The organism is Chitinophaga sp. Ak27 (assembly GCF_012726295.1).
Classification (GTDB): domain Bacteria; phylum Bacteroidota; class Bacteroidia; order Chitinophagales; family Chitinophagaceae; genus Chitinophaga.
Genome location: NZ_JABAOB010000011.1, coordinates 162,693 through 174,151, shown reverse-complemented (window position 1 = coordinate 174,151; position 11,459 = coordinate 162,693). Strand labels below are relative to the sequence as shown.

At 48.7% G+C, this 11,459-nt stretch carries 10 protein-coding genes; 3 read left to right on the top strand and 7 right to left on the bottom strand.

Going from position 1 to position 11,459, the window contains the following annotated elements; genetic code table 11:
• Positions 1–75 precede the first annotated feature (75 nt).
• On the top strand, positions 76–861 hold the full coding sequence (locus HGH90_RS28630; RefSeq protein WP_169192490.1) for a class I SAM-dependent methyltransferase: 786 nt from the start codon (positions 76–78) through the stop codon (positions 859–861).
• Here the strand turns inward: HGH90_RS28630 and HGH90_RS28625 are convergent.
• A complete protein-coding gene (locus HGH90_RS28625; RefSeq protein ID WP_168765370.1) occupies positions 852–1,544 on the bottom strand; it encodes a sulfite oxidase-like oxidoreductase in 693 nt (230 codons plus the stop codon). The two genes, HGH90_RS28630 and HGH90_RS28625, sit on opposite strands and share 10 nt — an antisense overlap.
• 140 nt (positions 1,545–1,684) lie before the next feature.
• Here HGH90_RS28625 and HGH90_RS28620 point away from each other — a divergent pair, with 140 nt between their 5' ends.
• Positions 1,685–2,707: a sterol desaturase family protein gene (locus tag HGH90_RS28620; RefSeq protein WP_169192489.1), complete on the top strand. Its 1,023-nt coding sequence runs from the start codon at positions 1,685–1,687 to the stop codon at positions 2,705–2,707.
• On the opposite strand, the gene HGH90_RS28615 is transcribed toward HGH90_RS28620, so the two are convergent.
• Together HGH90_RS28615 and HGH90_RS28610 are read right to left on the bottom strand one after the other, a co-directional pair.
• Positions 2,672–3,757, bottom strand: a complete 1,086-nt coding sequence (locus HGH90_RS28615) for a metallophosphoesterase (protein WP_169192488.1) — start codon at positions 3,755–3,757, stop codon at positions 2,672–2,674. The two genes, HGH90_RS28620 and HGH90_RS28615, sit on opposite strands and share 36 nt — an antisense overlap.
• 97 nt (positions 3,758–3,854) lie before the next feature.
• Positions 3,855–4,307: a cold-shock protein gene (locus HGH90_RS28610; protein ID WP_168765367.1), complete on the bottom strand. Its 453-nt coding sequence runs from the start codon at positions 4,305–4,307 to the stop codon at positions 3,855–3,857.
• Between the two features lie 262 nt (positions 4,308–4,569).
• Between HGH90_RS28610 and HGH90_RS28605 the strand changes: the two genes are divergently transcribed.
• On the top strand, positions 4,570–7,857 hold the full coding sequence (locus HGH90_RS28605) for a S41 family peptidase (RefSeq protein ID WP_211172699.1): 3,288 nt from the start codon (positions 4,570–4,572) through the stop codon (positions 7,855–7,857).
• 41 nt (positions 7,858–7,898) lie between these two features.
• On the opposite strand, the gene HGH90_RS28600 is transcribed toward HGH90_RS28605, so the two are convergent.
• The 4 genes from HGH90_RS28600 to HGH90_RS28585 all read right to left on the bottom strand — a co-directional run bounded on the left by HGH90_RS28600 (position 7,899) and on the right by HGH90_RS28585 (position 11,448).
• Entirely contained in the window at positions 7,899–8,384 is a 486-nt protein-coding gene (locus HGH90_RS28600) for a hypothetical protein (RefSeq protein WP_169192487.1), read from the bottom strand.
• A gap of 111 nt (positions 8,385–8,495) precedes the next feature.
• Positions 8,496–9,476 (bottom strand): DUF6268 family outer membrane beta-barrel protein, encoded by a 981-nt coding sequence (locus HGH90_RS28595; RefSeq protein WP_169192486.1) that lies wholly within the window; start codon positions 9,474–9,476, stop codon positions 8,496–8,498.
• Between the two features lie 166 nt (positions 9,477–9,642).
• Positions 9,643–10,884, bottom strand: coding sequence for a beta-ketoacyl-ACP synthase II (gene fabF / locus HGH90_RS28590; protein ID WP_169192485.1), 1,242 nt, complete (start codon positions 10,882–10,884; stop codon positions 9,643–9,645).
• A gap of 6 nt (positions 10,885–10,890) precedes the next feature.
• Positions 10,891–11,448, bottom strand: coding sequence for a TetR/AcrR family transcriptional regulator (locus HGH90_RS28585; protein WP_169192484.1), 558 nt, complete (start codon positions 11,446–11,448; stop codon positions 10,891–10,893).
• Positions 11,449–11,459: the final 11 nt, after the last annotated feature.

Below are 11,459 nucleotides of genomic sequence, written 5' to 3'. Positions count from 1 at the left end.
GCCGTGTGTAGTAAGTAATGCCAGGTAGCATGACGATAGTCAGGATACCGATTATTCATTTAAAGACGCATTACTATGATGGCATTATTGAAAACGGCTGAACGGATCAACAACACTTCTTTTGTTAATAACTACGTTTTCCAGCGGCATGTATTTGCCTACAAGGCTATTCCAATGGAATACCTTTTACACAAACAGGTATTGGAGCTGGGCTGTGGTGAAGGATACAGCCTGGATTTGCTGGCAAGGCACACGGCCCACTACCGGGCAGTTGATAAAAAGAAACCGCAGGCTACGTTACCAGCCAATGCTTCTTTTCAAACCTGTCACCTGCCGTATTTAACAGGAATTACCGACAACAGTTATGATACGGTGATCTGTTTCCAGGTAATAGAACATATCCGTGATGACCATGCGTTATTGCGGGAAATAAAACGCGTATTGAAACCCGGAGGCCGCCTGCTGCTGACTACTCCCAATAAATACATGTCGCTGAGCCGCAACCCGTTTCATGTGCGGGAATACCTGCCATCCGCCATGAAGGCGCTGATGCGGGTACACTTCCCCGAAGCCACTGTAGCTGGTATTTACGGTAATGATACGGTGATGAGGTATTACGGGGAAAATAAACAGCATCTCGACGCACTGGCCCGCCTCGATATCTTCCGGCTGCAATACAGGCTGCCAGCCTTTTTGCTGAAAGTGCCCTATACGTTGCTGAACAACATCAACCGCTACTTCCTGCTGAGAAAAATAGAAGATGTAACCGTGAATATCAATTACAGCGATTTTTATTTTCGGGACCTGGATCAGTATTGCCTGGATTATTTTGTTACGGCAGTAAAAGAAGATCAACTGTAGCGATCATTCCTCCAGGGATAGGCGGTGTTTGAATAGCCCCGCTCTTCCCAAAATCCCAGGGTATTGGCCGTTAGAAATTCAATGCGGCGTATCCATTTCGCACCTTTCCATGCATACAATTCCGGGGTGATCATTCGTACCGGCCCTCCATGTTCCCTGGGCAGCGGAGCATCTTCTACAGTGTGCGCCAGCAGTACATCGGGTTTTAATGCTTCCTCCAGGGATACGTTGGTGGTATAGTCGTCATACCCATAACACAAAATATGCGTAGCGTTTTCGAGGGGTTGTACCAACGCAGCCAGGTCGAGCAGGCGCACGCCTTTCCAGTGCATGCCGAGTTTCGACCAGCTGGTTACACAGTGAAAGTCGGAAGTATCAGCTGTTTGGGGCAAGGCCATGAAATCTTCCCAGGTAAGCGTAGTGGGATGCTCCACGGCGCCATCCAGTACCAGTCGCCACTCGGTTAATGATATCTCCGGCTCAATGCCCAGGTCCAGTACCGGCCATTTATGGGTGATGGTTTGGCCTACCGGTAATTCCGGCATGCCGTGACGGTTAAGTTTACCGCTGCCCTGAGGCCGGTTGTCTGCTACCGATGGGGTAAGCCGCATCTTCTCTTCAAAACGGGACTTTAGCTTCATCCTCGCTTCCACAATGCGTTTCAGTTTATCAGCCGCTTCCATAAGATAAATATTGCATAAAGGTACGCATTTACCGTTGGCCACAGAATGCTTGAATTTTTGCGAATAATTTTTTACTTTGTACGGACAAGTTGTTATTTGTTCGAACAAACTATGCTATTCCATTGATTTAAACGTGTGCTATGATTTTTTTTCAGACATTATTCCACGAAATTATCGGCTTCTTAGGGATCTCCAGGTTAATAGACATCTGTAAAACGGGCGACTATAAAGTGTTATTGACGCTCAACGGGATCTTCTCTGTAATTTCCCCACTCATACCTTTTCTGTTATTGCTGGAAATTGGCCGGGCGGTATTTTATAAGCGCTTCAAAATAGAGGACTACAAAATGCCTTTCTTTATTTTTGTAGCCAATCGCTTCATCTCCCGCTTTATTTCTATAGCAGCCGTGGCATTTTGCATTGGCGTACTAGAGAAGTACGCACTTTTTAACACCTCCCTCAAATGGTATTGGTTTATTTATGGCTATGTAATATGGGAATTCTCTCATTTTATTTATCATTATTTTGGCCATAAAGTGCGCCTGTTCTGGTGTTTACACTCTACGCATCATGCGCCCGAAACCATGAATTTATCGGTTACCTACGCCCACTTTTTCCTGGAGGCGCCCTATGCAGACGTGATCCGCACCAGTATCTGCATACTGATGGGCGTAAACCCGCCGCTGTTGTTTATCATCATGTTTATCGACGGCACCTGGGGAGCGTTTATTCATGTAGGAGAAAACCTGATTAAAGATGGGCGCCTGGGCTTCCTGAACAATATTATTCTCACACCTTCCCACCATCGGGTACACCATGCTAAAAATCCGTTGTATATGGACACCAACTTCTGTAACCTCCTCAATATATGGGATAAGGTGTTTGGTACTTTCCAGCATGAAAAGAGGGAGATGAAGATTGAATATGGGATATCACGCGATGTGAATCCTAATAATTTCCTCGATGTTTACTTTGGTGAGCTGTATGGTTTGTGGAAAGACATGGTAAAAGCCCCGGGTATTAAAAATAAGCTGTTGTATATCGTGATGCCTCCGGGCTGGAGCCATACTGGCGAACATAAAACCGCCAGGGTAGTGAAACGCGCCTGGCTGGATGAAAACAGGGAATCAGCCCATCTGGTCAAAGAGGTAGTAGAGGGGTGATTCTTCCAGGACCGTGCGGGTATCATTTTTCCATTTCACCAGGCGGATAAATCCATTTGCTATCTCAATGCCGGTAATGTCGCCGTCACTAAAGCAGCAGCAGCCGGTATTGAAATAGGAGGGACGCGCCATGGTTTTCACAAATTGTTTACCTGCATATTCGGCCCTGCGGGCAGCTAATGCCTGTTGTAAGATGTGTACCTCAGCGCTGTTTCCCTGGCTTTGGGCTTTTTCCAGTTGCTTTGTCAGCCGGTCTATATGATCCAATGAGGCAAACACTGGTTTATGCGTGTGCCCCGAAATCAGGAAAGTTTTTTGGTAATTTTTGCTCCACTCGTACATCAGACTGTTGTGCCGGTCAGCCAGGTCATAGCTATCCGAAAGGGTATCCATACGGACATTAAAATACCGTTGCACCGGCGTCCAGATGGCGGCAACAAACCATTTACTGAATGTATTGCCATCGCTCCGTAAATCGCCCTGATGGCCATGTGTGAGGAAAATACGATAGGTTTGTTCCCGGTAGCTGGTTTGAAGGATAAGCCCCTCATATACTTTCAGTTTTCTACCGAACAGGGGTTTAAGAAATTGTTGTCGGGGAACAGCATAGCGCCATTCCAGGTCATGATTACCAAAAATCCGGAAATACTTTTTTCCCTGTAAGAAGCGGGCTTCTGCCATGAGCGAAACCTGGTTGGCCGCCAACACTTTCGTAGGCGTACATTCCCACAGTTCTTCACAGTCGCCCAGGTTAATAAATGTGAATTGTTGTTCCCCGTAATGCCGCAAGGCAGCCAGGTAGCTGGATTCTGCGGCCATAAAATCATCTGCGCCATCTTTTCCTCCTTTATGCTGATCGGAGAAAATGATGAAGCGCGATTGCTCCATGGCAAAAGGCAGCACCAGTCCCTTTTGGCGCCGGCCTGCAAGAATTGCTTCGTGCAATGCCGACAGGGAACTAAATACCTGTTGCCGGTCAGGACTGGATGAAAACCTGGTAGAGAGCCAGATCACCGGGCGTTGCAACAATCGTTTTAACGGGTTAGACACGCTTCGTTGACTTTAGGGATAGTAATAGCGCTGGTTCCCCGCTCGTGAGGAGGAACGATGCGTGGAAATAGTGACAGGTTTGCCGGTGGTTAACGGCCTACTTCTTTTTTACATTCACCGCATTCAGCCCTTTAGGACCTCTTTCCACTTCAAAGGTAACGCGGTCTCTTTCTTTAATCGGCCCGGCCAACTGGTTAATGTGCACGAATACACTATCCTGTGTTTCCTGGTCAATAATGAATCCATAACCTTTGGACTCGTTGAAGAATTTTACCACTCCGGTACGTTCGGTATTAACGGGTTCGGACGGCTGCTGCTTGGGCGCGCCTATCTGGATGTCCTCCAGCTTAATTTCTACTTTCTTGTTCGGATCAGGAGGGGTAGAAGTCAGGTTCCCGTTTTCATCGAGATAAGCCATCATGTCTTCCAGGCCCTTTCCTTTTCCACTGTTTGCTTTCCGCTCTTCCTTTCTCTCTGCCTTTTCCTGGCGCTGTTGCTTCTTTCTCTTTTCTAATTCTTTTTTGCCACCTGTTTCCTGAGATTTGGCCATATGTTACGTATAAATTTTTGGTACGGCATAAAGATCGGTTTTTTTTAGCTATGCTGGTAGAAATATCCTGTATAATCCAGCACTGTTATGTTGCCCTGTATCCACCGCAGAGGATGCATTATCCTGCCTAATTGCCGGCGATACCAAATATGGGATTTTAACGGGATGTTTTACCGGATTTCCATAGATTAGTAAATAGCTTTAAACCTGCTGCACCGGGACCATTACCAACGGCTACCGGTATCACCTATCTAAAACGCTTATGATGAAAACAACAGCCCTGATCTTCCTGGCCGCTCTGGCGGGAAAACAGGCCACGGCACAGGTAGATGCCGGCCTATTCCGCTATCCCGATGTTTCCAGTTCCCAGATCGCATTTTCCTATGCAAATGATATCTGGATCGTTCCCAAAACCGGCGGTACCGCTATCAAATTGATTTCCCCACCCGGTGTGGAAACCTTCCCGAAATTTTCGCCTGATGGCGGCAAACTGGCTTACAGCGCCAATTACGACGGCAACACCGACGTGTATGTATTGCCCGTGGCCGGTGGTATACCGTTGCGACTTACCCAATATGGTGGCGCCGACCGGGTGGTTGATTGGACGCAAGACGGAAAACAGGTGCTCTTTGCCTCTGGCCGGGAAAGCACCAAAGAGCGTTTTAACCAGTTCTATACCATCCCCGAAACCGGTGGCGCCCCGGTGAAACTGCCGCTGGCCTATGCCGAGTTCGGCTCCTGGTCACCCGACGGCAACCACATAGCGGTAACCACCCGCACCCAAAGTTTCTCCAACTGGAAAAGATACCGGGGTGGGATGAAAGCTGATATCCATGTTTTCGATTTCAATAAACAACAGTCTGAAAACATCTCCAGCAAAAGTGAAACCAGCGACGAGTTCCCGATGTGGTATAAAAACTATATCTATTTCCTGTCGGACCGTGGCGATGAAAAACGGATGAACCTTTGGCGCTACGACACCAACACGAAAGCCAGTATACAGGTAACCCACTATAAAGACTACGATGTACATTTTCCCTCTATAGGGCCGGCCGATATTGTGTATGAAGCCAATGGGAAATTGTATCTCCTGTCACTCGCCAATGAACAAACCACGGAAGTAAAAATAAACATCAGCACCGATCTGGCTGGCCTGAAGCCCCGTACAGTGCATCCGGGGACGCTCATACAATCTTCGGCCATTAGTCCCGATGGACAGCGTGCCCTCGTCAGCGCCCGGGGCGATATATTTTCAGTACCGGCCAACAGCGGGTATATTAAAGACCTCACCCGCACCAGCGGCGTAGCAGAACGTTACCCGGTATGGTCGCCAGATGGCAAAAATATCGCCTGGTGGAGCGACAAATCCGGGGAGTATGAACTCTGGCTAGCGCCTGCCGGGAAGGAAAGCGAAGCACGCCAGATTACCCACTATGGCCCCGGCTTCCGCTTCCGTCCTTACTGGTCGCCCAATAGCAAGCAGATTGCCTTCATCGACCAGACCATGAAAATATCTGTACTCGATGTTACCACGGGTAAAACCACTGAAGTAGATAAAGCCCTGCACTATTCTCCCGACGTATTTGAAACATTCCGCTTCAGCTGGACACCCGACAGCCGCTGGCTTACATATAGCCGCGACCTGGAAAACGGGCATGAAGCCGTTTTCCTTTTCGATACAAAAGATAACCAACGCCACCAGGTCACCAGCGGCTTTTACGACTGCAACCGCCCTATATTTGATGAACGCGGAAAATACCTGTACCTGTTCACCAACCAGTCTTTCAAACCTACCTACAGTAGTATAGATAATACATTCATTTATGCTAACAGCACCCTTATCGGCGTAATAGGATTACAGAAAGAAACTCCTTCTTTGCTGGCCACCCGCAATGATGCGGTAGACATGAAAGAAGATAAAAAGGAATCTCCCGCGTCCGCAAAGGATAAAGACAAGCACAAGAAAGACAAGAAGGAGGACGCTAAAAAAGAAAAACCAGGTGCCGGAAAAATTGCCGCTACCGCAATTGACATCGACAATATGGAAGCCAGGATGATATTGCTGCCGGTGCCGGGAGGCAACTATTCCCGCCTGGGCGCCGCCAAAGGAAAGATCCTGTTTCTCACCACCGGCACGCCGGATGAAGATGAGGGAAATGGCGAAAGCACGTTGCAATATTATGATATCGCCACTCGCCAGGTGAAAACCATCATTAAAAATCCAGGCCAATATGAGCTTTCCGCCGATGGCAATAAAATCCTGGTCAACAACGGCCCTTATGGCGTAATCGATGTTGCCGAAAATCAGAAAATAGATACGGCAATGCGCGTAGGCGAAATGACCATGACCGTCCAACCCATGGAAGAATGGAAGCAGCTATTTATGGATACCTGGCGCATGGAAAGGGATTTCTTCTACGATCCGCACATGCATGGGGTAGACTGGAATGGCGTAAAGGATAAATACCTGCACCTGCTGGAAGGCGCCCGTACCCGCGATGAGGTCAGTTTCGTGATCCGCGAAGTGCTGGGCGAAATAAGCTCCTCGCATACCTACAATATGGCAGGGGACCTGGAAAATGCCAAAACAGAAAATGTAGGTTACCTGGGCATTGACTGGCAAGCCGACGGCCAATATTATAAAATAAAAAGAATTATCCGTGGCGCGCCCTGGAATGGAGAAGTGCGCAACCCGCTCGATGAACCCGGCGTAAACATCCATGAAGGAGATTATATACTGGCGGTCAATGGTGTGCCGCTCACCACCGCACAGGAGCCCTATGCAGGTTTCCAGGCCCTGGCAGGTAAGGCTGTGGAACTTACCTACAACAGCAAGCCTGCGATGGAAGGTGCTAAAACAGCCATCGTTACCACTATCGGCAAAGAATATCGCCTGCGTCACCTGGCCTGGATAGAAAGCAACCGTAAACGGATTGCGGATGCCACTAACAACCAGGTAGGCTATATTTATGTGCCCAGCACAGGCTGGGATGGACAGGATGAGCTGATCCGCCAGTTCAACGCCCAGTGGGATAAAGCCGCGCTCATTATCGATGAACGCTTCAATAATGGCGGACAAATCCCTGATCGCTTTATAGAAATGCTCAACCGCAAACCGCTCGCTTACTGGGCCACCCGCAGCGGTACACCGCAGCCATGGCCTATGTACGCCAACTTTGGCCCGAAGGTAATGCTCATCAATGGCTGGAGCGGCTCCGGAGGAGATGCCTTCCCCGACTACTTCCGTAAAGCCGGCCTCGGGCCCATTATCGGTACCCGCACCTGGGGCGGATTAATAGGCATCAGCAATACACCGCCACTGATAGATGGTGGCGTTATAACGATACCTAATTTCCGCATGTTTAACCCGGATGGCACCTGGTTCCGCGAAGGCCACGGCGTAGACCCGGATATCCCCGTGGATGAAAATCTTGGGGATATGGCGAAAGGTGTAGATCCGCAGATAGAACGCGCTATAACAGAAATAAAAAATCTCCTGCAAACGAAAGGGTATAAGGCGCCGGCACAGCCGCCATATGAAGTGAGGTGAAACTTTTTAGGCAAAATAAAGAAGGAGCAAAGTGGTAATTTTTACTGCTTTGCTCCTTTGTCTGTTTGTTGCGCTGCGTGATCAGACAACCGTTGCAGAACGGTATCAACCCAGTGAAGATCATCTTCCCCAATAATAATCGTCGGGAAATGATAACATTCGCCTTCTATACCTACGCCCGGGGCATCGTCTACATGTATATCGATATTAAATGCCGGCGGGTACTTGGAAATCCGGTGCGCCCGTTCTCCCAATATTTTATCATGTAAGGTCTTATTGATAATTTTCTTCGGGAAAATACCATACGGGAAAAACAAACGCCTGATGTATGCAGGTGACCGGTAGGAAGTGGTATAAATATAGATCCGGCAACCACGGGCACGTAATGCCTGTATCAGGGAAATAGTGCCCTGTCTTATCTTTTCGCGGCTAAAAAGCCGGTGCCACAGGTAATTACGCTCTACGGGGAATCGTTTGATACCGGGTATCAGCAGGTCGTCCAGATCGAAAGAAATGATAAAGGCCATAAGTACATGCTGGCCACGAAGATATTGAACCCGGTGGATATAACAACGTTGTCTGCCCGGCCCCATAAGGGCTCGAAGCAGACAAGGCATATTTTAATATAACCGTTTCCGTTAGTGACGGGTGGGTTTGAAATTCCACCGGAGGCCGCCGCTGAAGAAATAATTGGTAGCCAGGCGATGTGGATGGTCTTTATCAAACATATGCGAAAGATTTTTTTCCTGGAAAGACACTTCATTCAGCAGGGTAGCGCCCCCGGAAGCTACAAAGTCGATATGCCTGTTCAGGTGCCAGGTATTTTCCAGGCCTATACTCATCTCTGTTTGCCCCATCATTCTTTTATTGTTTTGCTGGTTTTCTACGTCGTAAGCAGCGCCACGCATACGGAATGCAAGACCGAGGTCAGTATATTTGTTCAGCGTGGTAACGACACTGATCTTTTCAGGGAAATTGATATCTATCCTATACTTGTTATCTGTTTGCCATCTTACCATGAAGGCGGGAAGTACCATTGGTGTGCCAAAGGAATTGGTGAGCATAGCACCTATGCCATAGGAGAAACGACGATTCACCTGTTTCACAAATAAAACGCCTCCATTCACAAAAAGATCTTTCTCGTCGACCTTCACGAGGTCAGTGTAAATGCCGGCTGAAACCAATGCTACCAGCGACCAGCGCCGGTTAATATTGCGGTAGTGTTGCAGCGCCAGTTGGGTACCCAGCAATTCTTCCGGGAAGATGTTGTGTTCATAATCTTTATTAGTGAATTTGGTGTAGCTGCCGGAAGCCGCCAGGGACCAGTTTCTTACCTTACCGGTAATGGTGTCAACACGGCTGCTGAGTGAAAAGATAGCGCCGAAATTATAACGTACCTGTGAAGAGGTAGAGTGTGTTTTAACACTGTCTTCCGGGCGGATATAACGCGATGCTGGCAGGTAATCTACGCTGAATCCAATGCCGGGTCCATTGAGAGAAGTCGCGCCCAGCTGGGCAAAGAGGCGTTGGGCAGGGGTAAGGGCGAATATGGCCACTAATAAACAAAGTGATTTTTTTTGCTTGCGCAGTTGCAGGTGTTTTGATGTGTAACCCATCATGATCGTCTTATTTTAATATGTTTTTTAAACTACATGAGGAAGACAGCATGACCGGGGGATACCCCTACGCACTTTTTAAAAATTAATTTTAAGGGTGTTGGTGGTACAAAATAAAGGGCTGTCGTTTTTACAACGACAGCCCCGGTTATTATAAATAGGTTTTCAATTATATTTTTCGGAAGACGACAATGCCATTGTGGCCGCCGAATCCAAAGGTGTTGCTCATGGCTACCGACACTGGTTTTTCTATAGCGTTGGTCAGCACGATCTGCATCCCTGCGGGAATAGCAGGATCCAGCTGTTGCGTGTTGATGGTAGGAGGGATGATACCCTGCTGTATGCTCATTACACTGGCAATGGCTTCTATGGCGCCTGCTGCGCCCAGTAAATGCCCCGTCATGGATTTGGTAGCGCTGATATGCAGGTGTGCAGGTGCTTCTCCAAATAATTTACCAATAGCGGCTATTTCACTCAGGTCGCCCACCGGAGTAGAAGTAGCATGAGCATTCAGGTAGTCGACAGACGATTTATCCAGTCCTGCATCTTCAAGCGCCTGTTGCATGGCGCGGAAAGCGCCCAGACCTTCGGGATGTGTGGCGGTCATGTGATAGGCATCTGCTGTCATAGCGGCGCCTGCCACTTCTGCATAAATATGCGCGCCCCTGGCTTTCGCATGTTCGTACTCTTCCAGTATCAGCGCGCCGGCGCCTTCTCCCATCACAAAACCATCGCGATCCACATCAAAAGGCCTCGAAGCGGTAGTCGGATCATCGTTGCGGACCGACATGGCTTTCATCGCACAAAATCCACCTACGGAGGCAGGCGTGATAGGCGCTTCAGAACCACCCGTAACAATTACTTTGGCCTTACCCAGCCGGATGTAATTTAAGGCATCCATGATGGCCGTATTAGAGGTGGAGCAGGCAGATACAGTGGTATAATTGATGCCCATCAGCCGGTACTTAATAGAGATCATGCCTGAAGCCATATTGGTGATCAGCTTGGGAACGAAATAGGGACTGAAGCGCGGGTTATAATCGCCGGATACATATTCGGTCACCTGCTCTTCAAATGTTTGCATACCGCCCTGGCCCGAGCCCCAGATCACCCCGGTATCAAAAGGGTCCATGTTACTGAAATCCAGTCCGCTGTCGCGAATAGCCTGATCAGCTGCTACCAGTGCATATTGCGTAAATGGATCGGTTTTCCGCAGTTCGGCCTTGTCCAGCAATGCACCGGCATCAAATCCTTTCAATTCATGGGCAAACCGGGTGCGAAACCGGCTGGCATCAAAATGGGTAATGGTGGCAGCACCACTGCCCCCATTCACCAGGTTATTCCAGAAAGTGGCAACATCGTTACCTATTGGCGACACGGCGCCCATGCCTGTGATGACAACTCTTTTCATAGTTAGCTATTTTTGACAGAGGTCTTCCAGCAGTTGATCTGCGATCCGGTGAAAGGCGGATGGGCCCATCACGCGCGACAGCAGCAGGGAAGACTGTAAATTGGATATGATGATCAGCGCCCGCGCATCGGCGGCGCCTTTAAAATGAAGACGTTTGTTTTTTCGGCCCTGCTCCAGGCAGTTGGTCAGCCATTGCAGAATAATGCTACCCATTTCCTGTACCTTGGCCTGCATGTCGGGCGACAATGTCTCGAAATCCGTAGCCAGTGAGCCCATCAGGCAAATGTTGCCCTCGCTGTTGTAGCGCCGGAATATATCGAATAACCGCGACAGCTGCTCATCTTCTGGCAGATGGGCCCATTTGCCGGTATTGCCGGTGAATAGCGCAATTTCATGAGCTACTATCTCTATGCCTAAATCGGCTTTCGCCGGAAAGTGGTAGTGTACCGCTGCGTTTTTAATATCCAACGGCGCCGAAATGTCTTTATAGCTGAAGGCGTTGAACCCCTTGGTTCTTACCAGCCTGTCGGCCATAGATACGATTTTATCTTTTGTGCCCGCCATATTTATTGCTT

Bases quoted from the DNA above. Each gene is read 5' to 3' on its own strand.
- HGH90_RS28625 (WP_168765370.1), bottom strand. From the start codon at position 1,544: ATGGAAGCGGCTGATAAACTGAAACGCATTGTGGAAGCGAGGATGAAG.
- HGH90_RS28600 (WP_169192487.1), bottom strand. From the start codon at position 8,384: ATGGCCTTTATCATTTCTTTCGATCTGGACGACCTGCTGATACCCGGT.
- HGH90_RS28595 (WP_169192486.1), bottom strand. From the start codon at position 9,476: ATGATGGGTTACACATCAAAACACCTGCAACTGCGCAAGCAAAAAAAA.
- fabF (WP_169192485.1), bottom strand. From the start codon at position 10,884: ATGAAAAGAGTTGTCATCACAGGCATGGGCGCCGTGTCGCCAATAGGT.
- HGH90_RS28630 (WP_169192490.1), top strand. From the start codon at position 76: ATGATGGCATTATTGAAAACGGCTGAACGGATCAACAACACTTCTTTT.
- HGH90_RS28585 (WP_169192484.1), bottom strand. From the start codon at position 11,448: ATGGCGGGCACAAAAGATAAAATCGTATCTATGGCCGACAGGCTGGTA.
- HGH90_RS28610 (WP_168765367.1), bottom strand. From the start codon at position 4,307: ATGGCCAAATCTCAGGAAACAGGTGGCAAAAAAGAATTAGAAAAGAGA.
- HGH90_RS28605 (WP_211172699.1), top strand. From the start codon at position 4,570: ATGATGAAAACAACAGCCCTGATCTTCCTGGCCGCTCTGGCGGGAAAA.
- HGH90_RS28620 (WP_169192489.1), top strand. From the start codon at position 1,685: ATGATTTTTTTTCAGACATTATTCCACGAAATTATCGGCTTCTTAGGG.